At 44.9% G+C, this 23,140-nt stretch carries 16 protein-coding genes and 1 pseudogene; 11 read left to right on the top strand and 6 right to left on the bottom strand.

Annotated elements, in window-relative coordinates:
• The 4 genes and pseudogenes from tcbA to metB form a co-directional block, all read right to left on the bottom strand.
• Nucleotides 1-4,232, bottom strand: a pseudogene (tcbA, locus tag LGZ99_RS19995) (insecticidal toxin complex protein TcbA); the annotation flags it as partial.
• A gap of 700 nt (nt 4,233-4,932) precedes the next feature.
• Nucleotides 4,933-5,817, bottom strand: coding sequence for a methylenetetrahydrofolate reductase (gene metF, locus LGZ99_RS20000; protein WP_021325406.1), 885 nt, complete (start codon nt 5,815-5,817; stop codon nt 4,933-4,935).
• Nucleotides 5,818-6,168: 351 nt separating this feature from the next.
• Nucleotides 6,169-8,604: a bifunctional aspartate kinase/homoserine dehydrogenase II gene (locus tag LGZ99_RS20005; protein WP_021325405.1), complete on the bottom strand. Its 2,436-nt coding sequence runs from the start codon at nt 8,602-8,604 to the stop codon at nt 6,169-6,171.
• Between the two features lie 2 nt (nt 8,605-8,606).
• Entirely contained in the window at nt 8,607-9,767 is a 1,161-nt protein-coding gene (gene metB / locus LGZ99_RS20010) for a cystathionine gamma-synthase (RefSeq protein WP_021325404.1), read from the bottom strand.
• 287 nt (nt 9,768-10,054) lie between these two features.
• Here metB and metJ point away from each other — a divergent pair, with 287 nt between their 5' ends.
• A complete protein-coding gene (metJ, locus tag LGZ99_RS20015; protein WP_021325403.1) occupies nt 10,055-10,372 on the top strand; it encodes a met regulon transcriptional regulator MetJ in 318 nt (105 codons plus the stop codon).
• 151 nt (nt 10,373-10,523) lie between these two features.
• Here metJ and rpmE read toward each other — a convergent pair whose 3' ends face one another.
• Nucleotides 10,524-10,739 carry a 50S ribosomal protein L31 gene (gene rpmE / locus LGZ99_RS20020; RefSeq protein WP_021325402.1) on the bottom strand — a complete coding sequence of 72 codons (216 nt, stop codon included), beginning with the start codon at nt 10,737-10,739 and terminating at the stop codon, nt 10,524-10,526.
• Between the two features lie 209 nt (nt 10,740-10,948).
• On the opposite strand from rpmE, the gene priA reads away from it, so the two are divergent.
• The 7 genes from priA (at nt 10,949) to rraA (ending at nt 18,984) form a co-directional block, all read left to right on the top strand.
• Nucleotides 10,949-13,147 (top strand): primosomal protein N', encoded by a 2,199-nt coding sequence (gene priA, locus LGZ99_RS20025; RefSeq protein ID WP_036841013.1) that lies wholly within the window; start codon nt 10,949-10,951, stop codon nt 13,145-13,147.
• A gap of 326 nt (nt 13,148-13,473) precedes the next feature.
• Nucleotides 13,474-14,502, top strand: coding sequence for a DNA-binding transcriptional regulator CytR (gene cytR / locus LGZ99_RS20030; protein WP_036841014.1), 1,029 nt, complete (start codon nt 13,474-13,476; stop codon nt 14,500-14,502).
• 69 nt (nt 14,503-14,571) lie between these two features.
• The gene (gene ftsN / locus LGZ99_RS20035; RefSeq protein ID WP_262979501.1) at nt 14,572-15,393 is read left to right on the top strand and encodes a cell division protein FtsN; all 822 of its coding nucleotides are present in this window, start codon (nt 14,572-14,574) and stop codon (nt 15,391-15,393) included.
• A 122-nt stretch (nt 15,394-15,515) separates the two neighbouring features.
• Nucleotides 15,516-16,046, top strand: a complete 531-nt coding sequence (gene hslV, locus LGZ99_RS20040) for an ATP-dependent protease subunit HslV (RefSeq protein WP_036841017.1) — start codon at nt 15,516-15,518, stop codon at nt 16,044-16,046.
• 11 nt (nt 16,047-16,057) lie between these two features.
• Nucleotides 16,058-17,389 (top strand): ATP-dependent protease ATPase subunit HslU, encoded by a 1,332-nt coding sequence (hslU, locus tag LGZ99_RS20045; protein WP_036841018.1) that lies wholly within the window; start codon nt 16,058-16,060, stop codon nt 17,387-17,389.
• A 96-nt stretch (nt 17,390-17,485) separates the two neighbouring features.
• Nucleotides 17,486-18,406 carry a 1,4-dihydroxy-2-naphthoate polyprenyltransferase gene (locus tag LGZ99_RS20050; protein ID WP_021325398.1) on the top strand — a complete coding sequence of 307 codons (921 nt, stop codon included), beginning with the start codon at nt 17,486-17,488 and terminating at the stop codon, nt 18,404-18,406.
• A gap of 68 nt (nt 18,407-18,474) precedes the next feature.
• A complete protein-coding gene (gene rraA / locus LGZ99_RS20055) occupies nt 18,475-18,984 on the top strand; it encodes a ribonuclease E activity regulator RraA (protein WP_021325397.1) in 510 nt (169 codons plus the stop codon).
• A 65-nt stretch (nt 18,985-19,049) separates the two neighbouring features.
• Here the strand turns inward: rraA and zapB are convergent, their stop codons facing one another.
• On the bottom strand, nt 19,050-19,292 hold the full coding sequence (gene zapB / locus LGZ99_RS20060) for a cell division protein ZapB (protein ID WP_021325396.1): 243 nt from the start codon (nt 19,290-19,292) through the stop codon (nt 19,050-19,052).
• Between the two features lie 303 nt (nt 19,293-19,595).
• Between zapB and LGZ99_RS20065 the strand changes: the two genes are divergently transcribed.
• From LGZ99_RS20065 to fpr, 3 genes are all read left to right on the top strand, one after another.
• Nucleotides 19,596-20,426: an MIP/aquaporin family protein gene (locus LGZ99_RS20065; RefSeq protein ID WP_021325395.1), complete on the top strand. Its 831-nt coding sequence runs from the start codon at nt 19,596-19,598 to the stop codon at nt 20,424-20,426.
• Between the two features lie 30 nt (nt 20,427-20,456).
• Nucleotides 20,457-21,980 (top strand): glycerol kinase GlpK, encoded by a 1,524-nt coding sequence (glpK, locus tag LGZ99_RS20070; protein WP_036841019.1) that lies wholly within the window; start codon nt 20,457-20,459, stop codon nt 21,978-21,980.
• Nucleotides 21,981-22,393: 413 nt separating this feature from the next.
• Nucleotides 22,394-23,140 carry a ferredoxin--NADP(+) reductase gene (gene fpr, locus LGZ99_RS20075; RefSeq protein ID WP_036841020.1) on the top strand — a complete coding sequence of 249 codons (747 nt, stop codon included), beginning with the start codon at nt 22,394-22,396 and terminating at the stop codon, nt 23,138-23,140.

Here is a 23,140-nt window from a genome sequence, read left to right on the forward strand (position 1 = left end):
CTATCACTTGATGTTTTATCTGCGCCGAATTTAAATAACGGCACCAAATTAAAACGGTTTGCATAATGAAATGATGAATCATAAATTACAAATTCATCACCTAATGCAGCGTATTTTTTCATAAGATTACATTGTATCCGACGAGTTCCCTCATATCCCTTATAAATAATTCTCAGTGTCATATTGGCATACAATTTTAAATCTTTTGCGGCAGACTCAAAGGTAATATTGGGAACACTGCCACCATATATCATGGTTAAATTGTGAGCCCCCCAAGAGCAACTACTATCGTTTATCACAGAAGAAGGAATTTCATAATCCTCCGCGTAACGGTTACTTACCTTCCGAGTTATTATTTTCTTATTGCCATTTTTTGCATCCACTGTCGCAGTATCAAATTGCGGATAACTATTATTCCAATAGTTAGTTGCTTGTGCATCCGTCATAGTATCTGATGACATATCGGCAAAAATATATAGCCCAGTTACCGGCGCATACTTCTTCTCTGTAGGATTATAGGAACCATAATTACTCTGCATCGAATAGAACATAACCAACAGAGTATCTTCTCCCTGATAACCCGTACAGTACAGCGCCAAAGATTCAGCATCCTTAGCAGTTGATGTATAACTTTTTACCTTTTCTGTCATATCAAAGGTAAATGGCGTATTCCAACTGCCGTCGTAACGAATATGAGCCAGTTTTAAGTTATATTGATAAGTCGTGGTTTTACCATCATCACTTTTCTTTGATTGCTGCTCCAGCCATAACAAATACAAACGCGACATATAAACAACCGGACGGATGATATTTTTCCAAGGATTGACAGCACAGGTAATTTTATTCCACTCGCCCCAAGCATTAGCGGCAAACTTACCATTTTCACATTTGCTGTGATCGACACTACGCCAGTAATACGTACCCGGAGCAGCTTTGTCAATACCGATAAAATAAGTTAACCCTTGATCCACATTCACATTGTCGTGGTAGGCACTGATCACTTTCAGATTTGCAACCTGCTCAAAGCTGGTCAAATAAGTTTTGAAAGCATCTTCCACCGTATCCGCATTTAGCTGGCTCTGGTTGATAGATTGCAACAGCGTATCCATCATTTTGGTTTGCCCAATGCGCTGAGTTGGATCAACATAGTTTTCTGGATAATAGACCAGTTCAGAGACACCAGCCCAGGTACTGTAACGTTTATTATAGCGCTCCCAGTCAGTGAAGAACTGACGAGTACTAACGTCCGATGCAAGCTGGCCTTCATCCTGATTTAAAGCTCGGTTAACATACAGTTGAATACCCGCGATAGCCTCAGCGATGCGTGAGGTCATTACATCGGCAGAAACCTGATTATCAATCAGCAAATAGGTATATAACCCGTCACGGTCACGTACTCCAGCAGCACTATCCACAACAGCATTAATATAATAGTTACATAGTGCCTTACTGAGTGTCTCATCGAGTTTTTTCTGTGCCTGATCAGCGTGATTAGCCATAAGTGCAGCAGCCACAGCCTGCCAAACAGCATAATTGTGGTCTGTTCCATATTTCAGGGCCATCATCCCTGACAAATCCATCGGTGAAACAGCCAGAGCAGAAGACATCTGTAACCATTGCAAAACAGCGTCAATCTGTGTCCAACTGGTCAACTTTGTTAGCCCCGGCGCTACTTGATTAGCCGCCATTTGCACGAGAGATGTTTCTTCATTCATAGCTTGTGCTATATCGGCAACGGTCAAAGTTCCATTTTTTAATGCCGTCAATACAGAGGAAGCCTGTTGCCCCAAACGGTTTACCCAGCTATGGAAATCTTCCAGGGCCATCAAAGTTAGCTGATCGTGGTCCAGTACATTTTTGTCTGTAACGAGCAAAGACGCATTGGTAACGATCAGTGACAGCTCCGTTTCACTTAATCCAATACGACGATAGATCAGGCTCAACTGCGCCAGCGCTTGAACAAAAGTGATCACTTTTTCGCTGGTTGGTGCCGTTTGCACTTCTTTCCAAAAACCATCAACGGCCATTTGTGCTGGCTTAATCTGATCAATCCACAATAACAGATCATATGCAACTTCCTGCGAAGTCAAATGCAAAGCCGAAGTGAGGCAAGGTGCCATGGCTTTTTTCAGATCTTCCCCAGCCAGGCTCTCTTCGCCATGCAAAGTTGAGGACAACGTAGCAGTCAGGTTACTGATTTCTGGTGTCAAAACACTACTGTATGTGGTCGTGGTCATCAGGAACAGATCGGCAACTGTCCATTTTTGTGTCTGCAACCACTGAGTGATCCACAACAATGTTTCTAATATTTCTGCCAGATTATCGTCGGAAATTTGATAAATATTGGTCTCTCCATAGCCACAAATTACCAACAAGGTATTCAACTCAGCAATAGTCAGGTTATGAACCTGTGCCAACAAGCTAACCAAATACAGATCAGACAGATTCTCCAGATTATTTTTTATCACGCCGTCTTCTTTATGATCAGTGATCAGTAACATCTGATACAACTCACTGGCGTTAACCTGAAAAGCGCGCTTTAACACGGCCTTACGCTGATCATCACCGGTGCTGTCCGGTTTAAGATTCAAATCAGGATTAGGAAGGTGTTTAGTGTCATCCTCGCTGATTTCATAGCGAATGCCATTAAGCGGTGGGTTATTAAACAGTTGATCAAACTGGCTGAACTGATTGAGAACAGCTTGCTGAGAGATATTAATATTAGCCAGAATAGCAGCCGTCTCTTCACTAATATCATAACGTTCAACGTAGAATTTGACCCGATAGACCTTGTTTAATACATCAACAGTGATTGATTTAGTGTTATTGGCGCTATCAACAATGCGCTCCAATGTGGCAAAAGAGAGGCCGGTGGCTTTTAGCAAACGAATAGTCTTATTCATTTTAAGCAGGAAGGCTTTCGGGGAGTATTGGTCAATTTTAAAATTGGCGGCGGCAAAATTATCACTACCGCCATGCCATCTTTGTAATCCTATACTGAGTATATCGCCAGAGTCGTTACGTTTGATTGTCGCTTGTGATTCATACTCCTGATTTATGACCATATCAGGGTGGGGATTATGGGCAATCTCAGCCCAATCAGCGGAACCATCTTTATATTGCAGAGAAAAATCATCCAAACCAAAACTATTACTGAGATTGTATTTGATCAAATAATTATCACCCCCCTGTGGATACAGCTCAATATAATTCGTCTGACTGGTATAATTATCCGATGGTGTTCGGGTAACACGAACCACTTCCATCTTATCCGCACCATCGACCAACGGAATAACCAGAATATCACTGCTATATCCAACATGTGATAATGAAGTCGTCACGTAGGCAATATCTTCCGGTGAGACGCCATAATATCGGGCCAGATCACTTGGTGACATTAACTGAGCAGTGGTAATATCCCCAAAGTTTGTTTTATAAAGCGCATCAAGCGTGGCTTCATCTTTTTCCGGGATCTCCTCAATCAGCAAGTTATACAGTTCTGGCGAAATATGGGAGCTGATACCCAACAAAGCCACAGGATCGAGCTTGGTAGCAACAATGGGAGCCTGTGATAAATGACGGAACCCTGGATCACGTTCATAAACGATTTCACGAACGGTTTCGTAAGCATGGTGATAAGGCGTTTCTCCACTTAAACGATAAGTAGAGAGCATATCCATCACTTCATCTTGTGATTTTCCTGTTTTTGTTTCGATCCCAGCAAGGCACAATTCATTAGAGAGAGTCAGCGTTGAAATCTCCTCATCCATATTTTTCTGACTGAGCATTAAGCTTGATAAATCTGGGCGACGTTTATCCAGGTAATAAATTGAGGTATTGTCATGCAGATTTCTAGCTTCACGATACAATTCGGTTAAATAAGCCGCTGGCGAGAACATAGATGCCACCGAGCCTGGCGCAGCATAACTATCAGCACGATTACCAAACAGATCACTATAACCTTGTGTAAAAGCCAGTATTTGCCGGGTACCTAATCGAACAGCACTTTTCAGCAGCGGGTTAGCGTAGGCGAAAATACGTTTTTCATAAAGCAGGTTCTTATTCTGCTCTGCTTGTGCAGTTTCATAAATTCGTTTTGCTTCTCCCCAGTTAACCATTTCTCGGGTTTTTTCCCGGAAAGTACCGAAGGAGTACAGGGCAATTTCCGCCGGACAAGTTAATTGCAGTTTCTGACAAATAGTATCGATAGTGCTTGAGAATGAGTTGTTCATAATTATCTCTCATTGGTGATGTTATTGCAGCAAGCAAAGGCCGATTGCAAATGTGCAGTAACAGGTTAGGACTCAGAAAGATGTAGACGAGTATTATTCGTCTGAAAACACCCAGAGGGCTGATTTATCCTCTAATTTTGCTAGTATAAAATAGCGAATACGACAAAATACCACATAATTACATCAGACATTATAAATATATTTATCAGCCAAGAAAGGAGGCTACAAACATATTTTCACGTTAGAATGTAAAAAAATGACATGGTAACTATTAAATAAGATTCCAAAATAGTGCCGCATCTTATACCACCAATAATCCCATGTATAACAATGTGTTGAAGAAGGTTATGTGTAGCAGAATTATGAAACGTTATTTAATGTTTAGCAGAATGCGGGAGGTTAATGCGAAATAATGAATCTAATAACCAGAGATTAAGAGTGGTAATCGTGTGAAAAGATATTATGAAATTATAATAACCATAGCAACCGTTTACTATAGTTTATATTTAATAATTTAATTGATAACAATGAATTATTTACTAACATTAAAACCCTTTTATTCTCTCAACTCTATAAAATCAAATATCAAAAATAGATTAATCCTAATTATCTAGATAGAAAATAAAAACCTAAGCTCTGTAAAAATGCGATAGAAAAAAACATGCTCTTACCAAGAGATTTTCTTAGTAAGAGCCAAAGATTAAGGACGAACACCCAAAGTATGACAAATTGCATAGCTCAGTTCTGCACGGTTTAAGGTATAAAAGTGGAAATCTTTCACACCTTCACGACTTAAAATTTTCACCATATCCATTGCGATAGAAGCACCAACCAGATTAGAGCTCTCAGGATCATCATCCAACCCCTCAAACATTCTGGTCATCCAACTTGGAATACGAACATTGGTCATTGTTGCAAAACGTTTCAGCTGACGGAAGTTGGATACCGGCAGAATACCCGGTACGATTTCCACATCAATTCCGGCGGCAACACAGCGGTCACGAAAACGCAGATAACTTTCCACATCAAAGAAGAATTGAGTAATCGCACGGTTCGCACCCGCATCAATCTTTCGTTTCAGGCAAATCAGATCAGCCTGAGAATTTTTCGCTTCAGGATGAACTTCAGGGTAAGCAGCCACTGAAATATCAAAATCAGCTTCTTTCTTAAGTAATTCAACCAGATCAGCCCCATACATTTTGGGCTTTTCACTGTTATCAGGTAAATCACCCCGCAAAGCCACAATATGACGAATACCATTATTCCAATAATCACGGGCGATTTCGCACAATTCATCGCGACTGGCATCAATACAGGTGAGGTGCGGAGCAGCCTCAAGACCGGTTTTCTCTTTTATTCCTTTGATAATGCTATGGGTACGGTCACGTTCACCAGAGTTAGCCCCATAAGTAACAGAAACAAATTTAGGCTTGAGAGTGCTCAAGCGACCAATGGATTTCCACAGGGTTTTTTCCATCTCAGCTGTACGCGGTGGAAAGAATTCAAATGAAACACGGATCTGTCCTTCCAGTTCAGCCAGATTCTGATTCAGCGCTTCTCGCTGATTAGCGTGAAAAAAACTCATACCCTGTACCTCGTTAAACAAGCGGAATAATTTCCTGTCTTATAATTTGCCAGTTACTTTTATTTAAACATCTAAACTCCCAACCATCTATACGTTTAGACGTCTAAATAAGATGAAGGATTGGGATTTTTTAGTCAACAATAAGTTTGAGTTAAGATGGTGAGTAATATTCATCCTGAATCGGAAAAAAATTCATCAAGAAATATTTGGCGCTGTTTATACCGATTTGGCAGATCAAGACAGCCAAGGCAGCGATGAAGAAGGGTGTCTTTACCAGAACACCCTTCCCCTCGTTACCTCAAATATCAAGCGAAGGAAATTGCATCAGCAAACAAGTGGGGATTTTGCAACCTAAAGCAGTTGTGACAAACGGTTAAGATCAGACTGAATCGCGCCTGCTGTAACATCACGACCAGCACCCGGCCCACGGATCACCAGCGGATTATCACGATACCAACGGCTCTCAATTGCAAATACATTGTCGCACGGTAACAAGGAAGCCAGTGGGTGATCGGGACGTACCGCCTCAACACCGACTTTAGCCTTACCATTCGCATCAAAACGGGCGACATAGCGCAATACCATGCCCATTTCTTGTGCCGCAGCCAATCGCTGTACCATTTGCTCATTGATAGCACCGCTGTTATCAAAGAACTGCTCAATAGAACCTGATTTCGCTTCTTTCGGCACTAATGACTCAACACGCACCTGCTCTGGCTCAATCTCATAGCCGGCTTCACGGGCGAGGATAATCAGTTTACGCATGACATCCTGACCAGACAGATCAATACGTGGATCAGGTTCTGTCAGTCCCTGCTGCCACGCCTGTTCAACCAAATCACTGAATGGCACTGAACCATCAAATTGCAGAAACAGCCAGGATAACGTACCGGAGAAAATACCACTTATGGATAAAATGGTATCGCCACTCTCGCGTAAATCTCTCACTGTATGGTTGATAGGTAAGCCTGCGCCAACGGTTGCATTGTAAAACCAGTGACGACCGGTTTTGGCAAATGCGTCACGAATAAGACGATAATCATTACTACAGGAAGCACCGGCAATTTTATTGGCACTGATAACATGGAAACCATAACTGGCAAAATCACTGTAACATCGTGCCAGTTCTTCACTGGCAGTCACATCCAGGATCACCAGATCGTCATAAGGGTGCGCCCGCATCCACAGGAACAGCTCATCGACATCGTGCTCTGTCGCTTCAGCATCAAAGAAAGCTAATGCCCGGCTCGCATCAATCCCCTGATAGTCAAGCAAACTCCGGCGACTATCCGCTACACCCGCCAGAATAAATTCAAAATCACTGCGGGCAGAAATATTTTTCTGCTCACGGGCGAATAGCTCCAACCAACGGGAGCCGATATTTCCTTTACCAAACAAAATCAGGCCAATTCGCTTTTCAGCCCGGAACAAACACTGATGCAGCCCCTGAATCACATGTTCAGTCTGATTGGTCCGCAACACAGCGACAAGACTGATACCATCCTCCGCGTGCCAGATAAATTCTACCGGCTGATCTTTAAGCTGCTGATAAAAACGATGGCAATGCAATGGATTCTTACAGACACCCGCCCCAACCAGCGCCACCAACGCCAATCCTTCTCTCAGGGAAAGTTGCCCCGGCAGCGCAGCATCTTCCAAAACCTCCAATGCACTATTCACCACTTCGGAAGTGTAACAGAGCTGAATCAGGTTACAGTCCGGATGGATACCGGTTGCCAGTGGGCGGATTTGTCCCCGCTTTAACAACAGATCAATATCTTTGTATATCTGTTTGAAATCATTATGAGCAGCCACATGCAATTCAATCAGACAAACTTCATCATGGCTGGTGACAATTTTTGCTCCAGTCCCAGAAGCCAAAACTCTTTCAACACGGGTGGAGCCCTGCTCCGGCTGGTAGCTGCAACGCAGCAGTAAATCAATATCACTGACGGAAACAGGCTGTAAGGTTCGGGTATGCAGCACAGGTGCGGCAAGACGAGCAAGCTCGCTCGCTTCATCCAGACGTAATAAAGGTAACAGACAGGCGTCTTTTACTTTTCTCGGATCAGCACTGTAAACACCGGCGACATCACTCCAGATGGTTACCCGTTTAGCCCCTGCCAGAGCACCAACCTGCGTTGCAGAATAGTCACTGCCATTTCGCCCCAGTAAAACCGTTTCTCCATCATGATTACTGGAGATAAATCCCGTTACAACCAGTCGTTTATTAAGATTTTGAGTTAATAGCTGATTCAGCAATGGCTGAGAAAGGTCAACATCAACTTGGGGTTGAGCCGCCCGTTCAGCGCGTAAAAACTGACGGGCATCCACCCAGTCACTGGCGATGCCCTGAGCTTCAAGTACCGCTGACATCAAACGTGCAGACCAGATCTCTCCGTGCCCCACAACTTCTGCATAAGTCACATCACTCACCGGCTTATCCAGTAATGCACTCAACCTTTCAAGATCGGTAATAAAACGCTTCACTAACTCTTCAGCAACAGTTTCAGGCAGCAAACCTCTGATAAGATCCTGCTGATAACGGCGCAAAACCTGCTGTACCTGATGGGCAGAAATACGGTCGTTCTGGCTGAGTTTAAGCCAGTTAATTAACTGGTTGGTTGTGCTGCCTGCCGCGGATACCACCATCAAATCACCAGGTTGGCTATAATTAGCCATAATCTTGGCTACCCGTTGATAACATTTCACATCCGCGAGGCTGCTTCCACCAAACTTATGTAATTGGCGGCCATTTTCCGCCCCTGCTACTGCCAGTGCACTCATGGTCACTCCTTTAATACTGCCTGAAATGCATTTTCCAAATCAGCGATTAAATCCTGACTATCTTCAATACCCACAGAAACACGCAACAGTGAATCCGTAATACCCGCTTCCGCTCTTGCCTGTGCTGACATTCCCGCATGAGTCATGGTAGCAGTATGGGAAATCAACGTTTCCACGCCTCCCAATGATTCCGCCAAAGTAAATAATTTCAACTCAGACAGAAAACAGCGTATTGCCGATTCACTGCCATCTAACTCAAAACTTATCATTGCGCCAAAACCGGACTGTTGCTTACAGGCAATTTCATGCCCTGGATGATCTTTCAAAGCAGGATAAAAAAGTTTCTTCACTAACGGTTGCTGTTGAAGATAATTCACAATCTCCCGCGCATTATTTTGCTGTAAAAGGATCCGTGGCGATAAAGTACGCATCCCACGCAACAGAAGATAACTATCAAACGCAGCACCGGTCACACCAATATTATTCGCCCACCAGGCAAGCTCCGCCGCGATATCTTCATCCTTTGCAATAATGGCTCCGGCAATAACATCAGAATGTCCGTTAAGATACTTAGTACAGGAATGAACAACCAGATCTGCCCCCAATGCCAGCGGTTTTTGTAATACAGGACTCAGGAAAGTGTTATCGACAATCACTGTCGCACCGACATCATGGGAAAGCCGGCATATATAGGCAATATCCACGATACGCAATAAAGGATTACTTGGCGTTTCAATTAATACCAACTTTGGCTTTCTGGACAATACCTGTTTTAACGCCTGTTCATCACTCTGATCAACAAAAGCCACTTCATAAGCACCGCGTTTACTCTGGCTGTCAAACAAGCGGTAGCTGCCGCCATAACAGTCATGGGGAGCAACCAACAGATCGCCCGGCTTAAGAAAAACCGTACATAACAGGTGAATCGCCGACATGCCGCTGCTGGTCATAACAGCACCTACTCCCCCTTCCAGTTCAGCTAATACCCGCTGCACCATATCGCGGCCTGGATTACCCCTCCGGGAATAATCATGTGTTCTCGGCTGATTAAAATCAGTAAAATTATATGTACTGGAAAGATAAATAGGTGGAACAACACAGCCATACTGCTCATCATTATTCAGCCCACTGCGAACTGCTATTGTTGCCTGTTTGCGTGTCATATCAGTTACCACTGCCTGTCATAAATTCGAGTCAGGGAAGAATACCCGCCACCACAATGGACGTCAACACATCTAGACATCTAAACCTCTTTACGGTTAGATTAAGTAATGGGATAATTATCCATCATAACTATGCTGCTTTTATTATTAGTAGTCATTAGTTTATCGCATATACTATAACTGTATAATTGATAAGGAAATCACGATAAAATGGCAATATTTTGCAACGAAAGCGGGTTCTGTTATCCAGCTTACTTTTATGACTTCACGACTATTTAAGGTACCCCATGGCTGAGTGGAACGGTGAATATGTCAGCCCTTATGCTGAACATGGCAAAAAAAGCGAACAAGTGAAGAAAATCACAGTTTCAATTCCTTTGAAAGTGTTGAGGATCCTCACTGATGAGCGCACCCGTCGCCAGGTAAATAACCTGCGTCACGCGACTAACAGTGAATTGCTGTGTGAAGCATTCCTGCATGCATTCACCGGGCAACCACTGCCCGATGACGCTGATTTACGCAAAGAGCGTAATGACGAAATCCCAGAGGCTGCTAAAGGGATTATGCGGGAATTAGGCATTGATCCCGATACCTGGGAATATTGATAGTGGTATAACGAAACCTCCTGCAAAATTCAGGGGGTTTTTACTAATTAAAATACAAAATGACCGATTTAAATACAAAACGCCCGATGCAAAACATCGGGCGTTTGTTCATACCAGTTGATCTGCTTTATAAACAGATACAATTTGGCAATTACTTGCCAACACCTGGAACGTTGAAACGTTTGTTGAAGCGATCAACACGACCACCGGTAGCAACATCACGTTGTTTACCAGTATAGAATGGGTGGCATTGGCCACATACGTCCAGATTCAGAGCGCGATTAACGGTAGATTTGATCTGCATTACATTACCGCAAGAACAAGTTGCAGTAACTGCTTCATATTTAGGGTGAATATCTTTTTTCATGGGATAACCTCTGTTAAGGCCGTGTCGCTATCCAGCCCTGTTGCCGCCAGACACCACACGTCGTGTTGATAAAATAAGTTTGGTATCTTTTGTACCAAAGGCGGCGGATCATACAGAATATCTGCCCATCCCGCAATGAAATCCGCTGATTGTCTATGATACTCTATAGCCAATTTTTACTTTATTTATTGATCACCCGGAATAATTTTATGACCGTCGTTCAGGTTGCCCTGCCTATCCCTCTTGCCCGCTCTTTTGATTATCTGTTGCCCGCAGAGAACCAAGTACCCGTTGCAGGGATGCGGGTGGCCGTCCCATTTGGCAACCGCAAGACAATTGGTATCGTCACCGGAACAACTGACAGCAGTGATATTCCAACGGAACAACTGAAATTGATTGAATCTATTCTCGACACTCATTCCCTATTTTCAGAAGATCTCTGGCAATTACTACTTTGGGCATCCAGCTATTACCATTATCCCATCGGAGAAGTGCTGTTCCATGCATTGCCGACACTGCTTCGTCAAGGAAAACCCTCTGAATCCTCCCCGCTCTGGCAATGGCAACTGACTCCAGCGGGAGCTGAAATACCCTTGGCGCAATTGAAACGTTCACCAAAACAGCAACAGGTGCTGGCAGCACTGCGCCGAAAAGCAATATATCGCCATCAGATTACAGAACTGGAGTTAAGCGAAAGCGCCTTCCAGTCACTCAAAAAGAAGTCACTGATTGATTTATACCCGGTGCAACCTGAATCTCAGAACTGGCGAAATCACTTCCAAATCACCGGCGAACGCCTGAAATTAAATACAGAACAAGCCACAGCAGTTGGTGCTATCCGTGCGGAGGACCAGCAATTTTCTCCCTGGTTACTGGCCGGCATTACCGGATCAGGTAAAACGGAAGTTTATCTCAGCGTGCTGGAAAATATTCTGGCGCAAGGTAAACAAGCGCTGATACTTGTACCGGAAATTGGCCTGACACCACAAACAATCCGTCGTTTCAGAGAACGCTTCAATGCTCCGGTTGATGTTCTTCATTCAGCCCTGAATGACAGTGAACGCCTTGCTGTCTGGTTACGGGCACAACGTGGTGAGAATGCAATCGTCATCGGTACACGTTCAGCTTTATTTACCCCCTTTGCCTGCCTTGGCGTCATCATTATCGATGAAGAACACGACAGTTCTTACAAACAACAGGAGGGCTGGCGTTACCATGCCCGTGATTTAGCGGTATTCAGGGCAAAGAAAGAGAATATCCCGGTGATTATGGGTTCTGCGACTCCGGCACTGGAGACACTTTATAATGTGCAACAGGGCAAATACCGCCAGCTAACATTATCCAAACGAGCAGGTCATGCCCAGCCAGCAACTCAACATCTGCTGGATTTAAAAGGTTTGCCACTCAAAGTCGGGTTATCTCAACCACTGATAAAGCGCATTGAAGAACATCTGCAAGCCGATAATCAGGTAATGCTGTTTCTCAACCGCCGCGGTTTCTCACCTGCTCTGCTCTGCCATGAATGTGGCTGGATTGCAGAATGCCAACGCTGTGACCATTATTACACCTTGCATCAGCACCATCGTCAGTTGCGTTGCCATCATTGTGACAGCCAACGCCCGGTTCCCCGCCAGTGTCCACAATGCGGCTCTACTCATCTTCAGCCTGTTGGCCTTGGCACAGAGCAGCTTGAAGACGGTATTACAACACTGTTCCCTGATGTACCGGTTACCCGCATTGACCGGGATACCACCAGCCGCAAAGGAACCCTGGAACAACAACTGGCCGACATTCATGCCGGTGGCGCCCGTATACTGATTGGTACCCAAATGCTGGCAAAAGGCCACCATTTCCCCGATGTCACACTGGTCGCTTTGTTGGATGTTGATGGCGCCCTGTTCTCAGCCGATTTCCGGGCAGCAGAACGCTTCGCACAGCTTTATACGCAAGTTTCTGGTCGTGCCGGCCGGGCAGGTAAACAGGGAGAAGTGGTTCTCCAAACTCATCATCCTGACCATCCGTTACTGCAAATTCTGCTGAATAAAGGTTACGACGCCTTCGCAACTCAGGCGATGGATGAACGCCAAAGTGTATTTTTGCCGCCCTTTACCAGCCACATTATCTTGCGGTCAGAAGATCACGATAATCAGCAAGCACCGGCTTTTTTACAGCAATTGCGCCTGCTTTTTGAAAATCATCCTCTGCGTGATGATAACTTATGGATAATGGGGCCAGTTCCCGCATTACAGGCAAAAAGAGGTGGACGTTATCGCTGGCAACTATTGATTCAACATCCATCCAGAATTTTTTTACAAAAAATCATGATGATGGTTTATCCACAAATAATGGCTCTGCCGCAAACCCGGAAAGTGAAATGGAATATTGATGTTGACCCAACGGATGGTTAGTGATTAATCATCTTTATTTTAAAACATATAACGTTATCAGATTAAGCATACTTCTATTAACAAATGAGTAAAATCAATTGAGTCATCCTCAATTAATAAAAAATTATTCACTAATTTGCGAGCCATATCGAATAAATGATTCATATCACACTTTTTTGTAAACTAAAGAACAAACGAATTTGCCAAACTGTTTAGAATGGTCCCTTAATAACATTGTCATCACCTTAAACCAAAATGTCGTGACTTTCCTAAGGTCACTGACGGTCTCCCGGCAACCAGAAAATGACAATCGTTTAACTAATCAGTCAGGAAATGAGGAGTGAGTTTTGGAGCAGAAAAAGAATGGCACCTCCGCAACGATGAAAGATGTCGCTGAAGTGGCTGGCGTTTCTACCGCAACAGTATCAAGAGCTCTCATGAATCCAGAAAAGGTTTCTTCCCAGACACGACAAAAAGTGGAACAAGCTGTACTGGCTGTGGGTTATTACCCAAATAATTTATCCCGTAATCTTAAACGCAGCGAGTCGAAAACGGTTTTAGTCATAGTGCCAAATATCAGTGACCCCTTTTTCACTGATGTGATTTGCGGGATTGAAGAGACAGCAACGCAACAGGGTTATCTGGTTTTAATCGGTGATTGTCAACATCAGCAAAAACAGCTACACGCATTTCTCAACTTGATTGTCACCAAACAAATTGATGGCCTGTTGCTGCTTGGCTCCAATATTCCATTTGACGCCAGCAAAGAAGAACAAAAAAACTTGCCCCCCATGGTCATGGCAAACGAATTTGCGCCAGAGCTGGAACTGCCGACTATTCATATTGATAACCTAACCGCAGCATTCAATGCCACTCATTACCTGCAAACATTGGGGCATAAACACATTGCCTGTATCTCCGGGCCGGGCGATATCCTGCTTTGCCGCTACCGCCTTCAGGGATATATTCAGGCGTTGCGTCGTTCTGGCGGGACAATCCGTGAAGATTATATCGTCCAGGGTAACTTTACCCATGAAAGCGGCGCAAAACTGACCGAGCAGCTGATGTCTCTGCCAGAACCCCCAACAGCTATTTTCTGCCACAGCGATGTGATGGCGATTGGCGTTATGTGGCAGGCTAAAAGAATGGGCTTAAGAATACCGCAAGATTTATCAATCATTGGGTTTGATAACTTAAGCCTGGCCATGTACAGCGATCCGCCATTAACAACCGTTGGACAACCCCGTTATGAGATTGGTCAAAAAGCAATGTTATTGTTGTTGGATCAAATCCAGGGCCATACAACATCTGGCGGTTCTCAATTACTGGAATCTGAATTAATCATCCGGCAAAGCACCTGTTCGCCTAAAAGCTAGGCAAATAACTCCAGGTTAAGTAACATGTTGTTTATTTCCTTTTATTTAAATAACTCAGCGAATTAGACAGTGGCACAACGAGATTATGTGAGTCGCGGGCGTTCAAACGCCCGACGTAAAAACACCGATAAGAAAAAATACCCGTCCCAGGGTCTGCCAAAAACCACTCTGGCAGTCGCGGTAGCACTGGTCGTTATCTTTATTGGCGGCCTTTACTTTATTACCCACAATGGACAAAAAAGCGCGCCAGACGTACTACCAAAACATCCTCAGCAAAATAATGGCTTACCGCCAAAACCAGAAGAGCGCTGGCGCTATATCAAAGAATTGGAAAATCGCCCTGTTGGTATCGCGACGCCACGTGAGCCATCATCCGGCGAGCAGACAAAATCACGCATTCCGCTGACGGCAGAACAACGGCAGTTGCTTGAACAAATGCAGGCAGATATGCGTCAACCAGCGACTTCATTACCAGAAGTCCCATACAATGGCGTTCAAGTACCGCGTTCACAAGTGATCATCAAACCATCAGCAGAGACGCAACAACCATTGGAAACAAGACCCCAACCTCAGCAAACATTGCCACAACAACAAATGCAGACTCAACCAGTTCAGCCACAGACACCGTCACCGGCTGAACCCAGCAAACCTAAACCAGCAGAAAATGCACAACGTATGATTTTGCAATGTGGTTCATTCCGCAATATGGACCAGGCTGAGTCAGTACGCGCCAGCCTGGCATTTGCGGGTATTGAAAGCCAAATCACAACGGGAGACGGCTGGCATCGTGTCGTTCTTGGCCCTTACAGCAAAAGTACCGCAGGAAAAATGCAGGAACGCCTGAAAAGCGCTGGCGTACCCGGTTGTATTCTCCGTGCTACTGGGGGTTGAAAAATGATAATTCTCCCCCATTTATACTGCTAGCACCGTGCACACGGTATTTTCGATAGCTAATACACTGTCGAAAGTACCGTGCGTCACATTTATCTATTTTTGTAACCAAGGGCTTATTCGTGACTACAATCGTAAGTGTTCGCCGTAACGGCCAAGTCGTAATCGGTGGTGATGGACAGGCAACGATGGGTAATACCGTCATGAAAGGCAATGTCCGCAAAGTTCGCCGCCTCTATAATGACAAAGTAATCGCGGGTTTTGCTGGCGGTACAGCAGACGCTTTTACTCTGTTTGAACTGTTTGAACGTAAACTTGAAATGCATCAAGGGCATCTGACCAAGGCGGCCGTTGAACTTGCCAAAGACTGGCGGACCGACCGCATGCTACGCAAACTGGAAGCATTGCTGGCAGTGGCAGATGAAAATAGCTCCCTGATCATTACAGGTAACGGCGATGTTATTCAGCCGGAAAATGACCTGATTGCCATTGGTTCCGGTGGTCCATACGCGCAGTCCGCCGCACGGGCAATGCTGGAAAATACCGATCTCAGTGCCAGAAAAATTGCAGAGAAAGCACTGACAATTGCCGGTGATATCTGTATTTACACCAACCATAATCACAACTTCGAAGAGCTTCCTTCAAAAGCGTAAGGGTAGATAGTATGTCTGAAATGACTCCACGCGAAATTGTCAGCGAACTTGACAACCACATCATCGGTCAGGACAAAGCGAAACGCGCTGTAGCTATCGCACTCCGTAACCGCTGGCGTCGTATGCAGCTGAATGAAATGCTGCGTTATGAAGTAACGCCTAAAAATATTCTGATGATTGGCCCAACAGGTGTCGGTAAAACCGAAATCGCCCGGCGGCTGGCAAAACTGGCAAACGCGCCATTCATCAAAGTTGAAGCGACAAAATTCACCGAAGTTGGCTATGTTGGTAAAGAAGTCGATTCTATCATCCGTGATCTGACCGATGCTGCGGTTAAAATGGTTCGTCTGCAATCCATTGAAAAAAATCGTTACCGGGCTGAAGAACTGGCAGAAGAGCGCATTCTGGATGTCTTGATCCCACCAGCAAAAAATAACTGGGGACAAGCGGAGACGCAATCTGAACCCTCAGCCGCTCGTCAAGCATTCCGTAAGAAGTTACGCGAAGGTCAGCTTGATGATAAAGAAATCGAGATCGATGTTGCCACCACACCGGTGGGCGTAGAGATCATGGCACCTCCCGGCATGGAAGAGATGACTAACCAGTTGCAATCCATGTTCCAGAACCTTGCCGGTCAAAAGCATAAATCCCGTAAGCTGAAAATCAAAGATGCTTTCAAACTGCTAGTGGAAGAAGAAGCCGCTAAACTGGTTAACCCGGAAGAATTGAAACAACAGGCCATTGATTCGGTTGAACAACACGGTATCGTCTTCATTGATGAAATCGACAAAATCTGTAAACGCGGCCAAACTTCAGGCCCTGACATTTCCCGTGAAGGTGTTCAGCGTGACCTGTTGCCACTGGTGGAAGGCTGTACGGTATCCACCAAACACGGTATGGTAAAAACAGACCATATCCTGTTTATCGCCTCCGGCGCATTCCAGGTTTCCAGTCCTTCAGATCTGATCCCTGAATTACAAGGGCGTCTGCCAATCCGTGTAGAATTACAGGCATTAACCACAGAAGATTTTGAACGTATTCTGACTGAACCTAATGCATCCCTGACGGAACAGTATAAAGCGCTGATGGCAACAGAAGGAATGAACATCAGCTTCACCGCTGATGGCATCCGCAAAATCGCTGAATCGGCATGGCAGGTAAACGAATCAACCGAAAATATCGGCGCCCGTCGCTTGCATACTGTTCTTGAGCGACTGATGGAAGATATCTCTTTTGACGCCAGCGAACGTCCTGGTCAATCAGTTGATATCGATGCCAATTACGTCAAAGAACATTTAGATGAGCTGGTTGCAGATGAAGATCTGAGCCGATTTATCCTATAATCGGAATATACGGTTTCTTATCCGCTATAATTATTGATGGGAGGCTCGCCTCCCATTTATTTTTTATAATATTTAAAGGAGTAAGTTAACGTAGAAATGAACTCACCAACTTCCGTCAGTCAAACTCAAGCATGGCTGGAGAGTTTACGCCCTAAAACGCTGCCACTCGCCCTCGCAGCCATTATTACCGGCTCTGCCCTTGCAGTCTGGACAGGACATTTCAAGCTGCCTGTCGCCTTACTGGCTCTGTTAACAGCGGCTATGTTACAAATTCTGTCCAATCTCGCCAATGATTACGGCGATGTTGTCAAAGGAAGTGATACTGAAAAACGTATCGGGCCACTGCGCGGTATGCAAAAAGGCGTTATCACCGCCTCGCAGATGAAAAAAGCGCTGAAGATTACGGTGCTGTTGGCTTGCCTGTCTGGAATTGCCCTCATTGCCGTTGCCTGTGAAGAACCCAGGGACATATTAGGTTTTCTGGTCCTTGGTCTGCTGGCAATTGTTGCTGCAATTACCTATACAGTCGGCGCAAAACCCTATGGCTATATAGGACTTGGAGATATTTCCGTACTGATATTCTTTGGCTGGTTAAGTGTTGCCGGGGCTTATTATCTTCAAGCGGGGTTTTTTGACTCAATTGTCATGCTGCCGGCAACCGCCTGTGGTCTTCTTTCCGCTGCTGTTTTAAATATTAATAACTTGCGTGATATTGAAGATGACAAACGGAATGGCAAAAACACCCTTGCTGTCCGTCTCGGCCCCCAAAAAGCCCGCTATTATCATGCCTGTCTCATCATCGGAGCCACCCTCTGCTTGGTCTTGTTTACCATACAAAATCTGCCAGGCTGGTCCGGTTGGCTGTTCCTGCTTGCATTGCCTTTGTTGCTCAAACACATGTGGTATGTGCTCAACGAACCCACACCAGAAGGCATGCGCCCAATGCTGGAACATATGGTTAAAGCGGCATTACTGACTAACATTCTGTTTTCGGCTGGACTTGTTCTTAATTATTGATGATTTTGCTAACATCAACCTGAAAGGGATATACTTACTGTTCCATACCTTAACCAGACGTAAATCCTATGAAATATGATACTTCCGCGCTTTGTGACATCTATCAAGAAGAAGTAAATGTGGTAGAGCCTATGTTCTCCAATTTTGGTGGGCGTACTTCATTTGGTGGTCAAATCATCACAGTCAAATGTTTTGAAGACAACGGGTTAATTTACGACCTGCTTGAAGACAACGGTCACGGCCGTATTTTACTGATAGATGGTGGTGGTTCTGTACGTCAGGCATTGATTGACGCAGAACTGGCACAACTCGCTGTGCAAAATGGATGGGAGGGCATTGTCGTTTACGGTGCGGTACGTCAAGTTGACCAGCTGGCAGAGCTTGACCTTGGTATTCAGGCTATAGCGGCCATTCCTGCTGGCTGTCGTGATGAAGGAACCGGTGCAAGCGATATCCGGGTAAATTTCGGTGGTGTAACCTTCTTCTCCGGCGATTATCTGTATGCTGACAATACGGGCATCATTCTATCTGAAGAGCCACTGGCACTTGATGACAGTGAAGATGAAGAGATCATCTAACGACAGCGTATAAGATCAAGGGCGATTTTTTAGATCGCCCTTTTTTGTCTGCCGGCAATTTGTAATTACTGGACATCTTCCATTTTGCCTAACAAGGCACGCAAACGCTCCTGCCAGACTTGCTGCTCTTGTTTTAATTGCTCATTCTCATGAACCAGAGACTCGCGGCTGCTGGCTGCGGTTTCAATTTCCTGAGACAAAGACTTATTCTTTTCTTTTAATTCTTCAATTTCCATTTGTAGCAGGGTAATAGTATCAATCGCCTGCTGAACCTTAGCTTCCAGCTTTTCAAAAACTTCAAATGACATTCTCGGTTCCCCCTTATAAGCAATCGTCTGATTGTATGTAGCCAAAGCGTCCCTGTCTAGCAACATCCCCAACACATGAAAAATAACTATCAAATAAAAACCGCAAAGTGTCTCACACTTTAATTTTTAGCAAAATGCCAAAAAAATGCGGAACCGCTCATTTTGTTGACACAACACACACATTTCAATTTCGCTATTTCTCGTTTCCGCGCATTAACGATAAATTTACAAAACCTTCCTTTCAATGCTGAAAGGCGAAAATAATAATTACCACTCCAAAATCTTCTTCGTAGGATAGAACATATGAGCCAAACCACTAGCACGACATTAACCGGACAATGTATCGCTGAGTTTCTTGGTACCGCACTATTGGTTTTCTTTGGCGTAGGTTGTGTTGCCGCTGCCCGAATTGCCGGCGCACAACTGGGCTTGTGGGAAATCAGTATCATTTGGGGGATGGGTGTCGCATTGGCAGTTTATCTCACCGCAGGTGTTTCCGGTGGTCACCTTAACCCGGCGGTGACAATTGCCTTCTGGCTGTTTGCCCGTTTCGAGGGCAAAAAAGTCGTTCCTTTTATTATTGCCCAAATGATCGGTGGTTTTGTCGCTGCCGCTATCATCTATATGATGTACTACAGCGTATTCCTTGATTACGAGCAAGTACATAATATTGTTCGCGGCACCCCTGAAAGCCTGTTTACAGCAGGCGTATTCTCCACTTACCCGATGGCATCACTATCTATTTCTCAAGCATTTATGGTAGAAGTCATCATTGCCGCAGCGCTGCTGTGTCTGATTCTATCACTCACTGACGATGGTAACGGTGTTCCACGCGGGCCTCTGGCTCCGTTACTGATTGGTATTCTGATTGCCGTTATTGGTGGCGCATTTGGCCCATTAACCGGTTTCGCCCTAAACCCGGCCCGTGACTTTAGCCCTAAACTCATTGCTTATCTGGCAGGTTGGGGAGATATCGCTCTGACTGGTGGACGTGAAATCCCTTACTGTCTGGTTACTCTGACCGCACCGATTATCGGCGGTATTATAGGAGCATTCGGCTACCGCAAACTTATTGGTCGCCATTTGCCATCGGATACCAACAAGACTAAAGACCAGAGCAAAAAGAAAGCCTAAAGTAGAGCATTACCAGAACAGGTTATTATCATGACAACAAAAAATATGATTGAGAAAAAATATATTGTCGCTCTTGATCAGGGAACAACCAGTTCCCGGGCAGTCATTCTTGATCACGACGCCAATATTATCTCTATTTCCCAAAGAGAATTTACTCAAATTTATCCTAAACCGGGCTGGGTCGAACATGATCCCATGGAAATCTGGGCAACCCAAAGCTCAACGCTGGTAGAAGTATTAGCGAAAGCGGATATTAGTTCTGATCAGATTGCCGGCATTGGCATTACCAACCAACGTGAAACAACAATTATTTGGGAAAAGGAAACCGGTAAACCAATCTACAATGCCATTGTTTGGCAATGTCGTCGTACCGCAGATGCCTGTACCAAACTGAAACAAAAAGAAGGCCTGGAAGAATATATTCGCCAGAACACAGGATTGGTCGTTGACCCTTACTTCTCTGGCACCAAAGTAAAATGGATTCTGGATCACGTTGAAGGTGCGCGTGAGCGAGCAGAAAAAGGCGAGTTACTGTTTGGTACTGTAGACACCTGGCTGGTATGGAAAATGACTCAAGGCCGTGTCCACGTTACGGACTACACCAACGCGTCCCGTACGATGCTGTTCAATATTCACAATCTGGAGTGGGATCAACATATTCTTGATGAGTTACAAATCCCACGTGCCATGCTACCCACTGTTCATTCATCTTCTGAGATTTATGGTCAGACCAACATTGGCGGTAAAGGCGGCACCCGGATCCCTATCGCCGGCATTGCCGGTGACCAACAGGCAGCTCTATATGGTCAGCTTTGTGTCCAACCCGGTATGGCGAAAAACACCTACGGGACAGGCTGTTTCTTGCTGATGAACACCGGTAAAGATGCCGTACGCTCCAACCACGGCTTGCTGACAACCATTGCCTGTGGTCCCCGCGGTGAAGTGAACTACGCGCTTGAAGGTGCGGTTTTCGTTGGCGGCGCTTCTATTCAGTGGCTGCGTGATGAACTGAAACTTATTGCCGATGCTGCTGACTCCGAATACTTTGCCACCAAAGTTAAAAACAGTCACGGCGTGTATGTGGTTCCCGCGTTTACCGGTCTTGGCGCCCCCTACTGGGACCCTTACGCCCGCGGTGCTATTTTCGGCCTGACCCGCGGGACAAACAGTAATCACATTATTCGTGCAACGCTGGAATCCATTGCCTATCAGACCCGTGATGTCCTGGATGCCATGCAAGCGGATGCAGGTACCCGATTGCAAGCACTGCGTGTAGATGGCGGTGCCGTTGCCAATAACTTCCTGATGCAATTCCAGTCAGATATCCTGGGTACCCGCGTAGAACGCCCTGTAGTGCGAGAAAGCACCGCATTGGGAGCCGCATTCCTCGCAGGATTAGCTGTAGGCTACTGGCAAGATCTGGATGAAGTGAAAAGTAAAGCCACCATTGAGAAAGAATTCCGTCCGGGTATTGAAACCACCGAGCGTAATTACAAATACAATGGCTGGAAAAAAGCAGTTGCCCGCGCGCAAGACTGGGAAGATAAAAGCTAAGATTTGCTGATAGAAAGATAAAGAAAGGGTGGAATTTTCCACCCTTTGAAATTCTATTTCTTTCTTATCTTCAGAAGTTTTCTTTTAAAACTGAATCTAACATTAAGATCTAACGTAACGCCTAATTTCGACAAACTTTTTATTATCTCGTAGATAGAATCAGAATATTCCTTTGATAATTTATCGCCATATTTATAGATAAAATCTATAGCATGGTAAACTGCTAGTTTATGAATTTTATACTGAAATTCTTATCAGCTATTAAGATAACCTCGACTATTCAAATCCGATATTAAGAAAAACAAATTCATTCCCCTATGACACAGAATCGATAATAGTATTCATATCGATAGACTAAAATCACGGCATAAAAACAAACTGTTCCGGGATTTCAGGATAGGAGATAAGTTCCAATGGCAAACTGGGTTACAGGAAAAGTCACACAAGTTATTCACTGGACAGATACCTTATTCAGCATCAGGATACATGCACCGGTTGAAGAGTTTACCGCTGGTCAATTTGCGAAACTGGCGCTGGAAATAGAAGATGAACGGGTTCAACGGGCCTACTCTTACGTTAATGCGCCGACAGATAATAATCTTGAATTCTATTTAGTGACAGTTCCAGAAGGCAAACTCAGCCCACGGTTAGCAGCCCTGCAACCCGATGATGATCTATTGGTTACAGAACAAGCCGCCGGATTTTTTATTCTTGATGAGATACCGGATTGCAAAACATTATGGATGCTTTCAACGGGGACAGCCATTGGCCCTTATCTGTCAATCCTTCAGCAAGGGGATTATCTGGACAGATTCGAGAACATCGTATTGGTGCATGCAGTCAGGCTAACACAAGATTTAAGCTATCTGCCCTTAATGGAACAATTAGTTCAGCACTTCAACGGCAAATTAAGAATTCAGACGATCGTCAGCCGCGAACAAAATCCTGGCTCATTGACTGGCCGTATCCCGGCATTGATTGAGAATGGCGAACTTGAGGCGGCTGTCGGGCTGCCGATGAACAGCGACAACAGCCATATAATGCTATGCGGTAATCCCCAAATGGTGAAAGATACCCAACAACTGCTAAAAGAACAGCGTGGAATGGCAAAACACCTGCGCCGCAAACCAGGGCATATCACCAGCGAACAGTACTGGTAA

This window comes from Photorhabdus temperata, from assembly GCF_025384845.1.
In the GTDB taxonomy this organism is placed as follows: Bacteria; Pseudomonadota; Gammaproteobacteria; order Enterobacterales; family Enterobacteriaceae; genus Photorhabdus; species Photorhabdus temperata.

Bases quoted from the DNA above. Each gene is read 5' to 3' on its own strand.
- LGZ99_RS20065 (WP_021325395.1), top strand. From the start codon at position 19,596: ATGAGCCAAACCACTAGCACGACATTAACCGGACAATGTATCGCTGAG.
- metB (WP_021325404.1), bottom strand. From the start codon at position 9,767: ATGACACGCAAACAGGCAACAATAGCAGTTCGCAGTGGGCTGAATAAT.
- zapB (WP_021325396.1), bottom strand. From the start codon at position 19,292: ATGTCATTTGAAGTTTTTGAAAAGCTGGAAGCTAAGGTTCAGCAGGCG.
- rpmE (WP_021325402.1), bottom strand. From the start codon at position 10,739: ATGAAAAAAGATATTCACCCTAAATATGAAGCAGTTACTGCAACTTGT.
- priA (WP_036841013.1), top strand. From the start codon at position 10,949: ATGACCGTCGTTCAGGTTGCCCTGCCTATCCCTCTTGCCCGCTCTTTT.
- fpr (WP_036841020.1), top strand. From the start codon at position 22,394: ATGGCAAACTGGGTTACAGGAAAAGTCACACAAGTTATTCACTGGACA.
- rraA (WP_021325397.1), top strand. From the start codon at position 18,475: ATGAAATATGATACTTCCGCGCTTTGTGACATCTATCAAGAAGAAGTA.
- hslU (WP_036841018.1), top strand. From the start codon at position 16,058: ATGTCTGAAATGACTCCACGCGAAATTGTCAGCGAACTTGACAACCAC.
- LGZ99_RS20005 (WP_021325405.1), bottom strand. From the start codon at position 8,604: ATGAGTGCACTGGCAGTAGCAGGGGCGGAAAATGGCCGCCAATTACAT.
- metJ (WP_021325403.1), top strand. From the start codon at position 10,055: ATGGCTGAGTGGAACGGTGAATATGTCAGCCCTTATGCTGAACATGGC.
- metF (WP_021325406.1), bottom strand. From the start codon at position 5,817: ATGAGTTTTTTTCACGCTAATCAGCGAGAAGCGCTGAATCAGAATCTG.
- glpK (WP_036841019.1), top strand. From the start codon at position 20,457: ATGACAACAAAAAATATGATTGAGAAAAAATATATTGTCGCTCTTGAT.
- LGZ99_RS20050 (WP_021325398.1), top strand. From the start codon at position 17,486: ATGAACTCACCAACTTCCGTCAGTCAAACTCAAGCATGGCTGGAGAGT.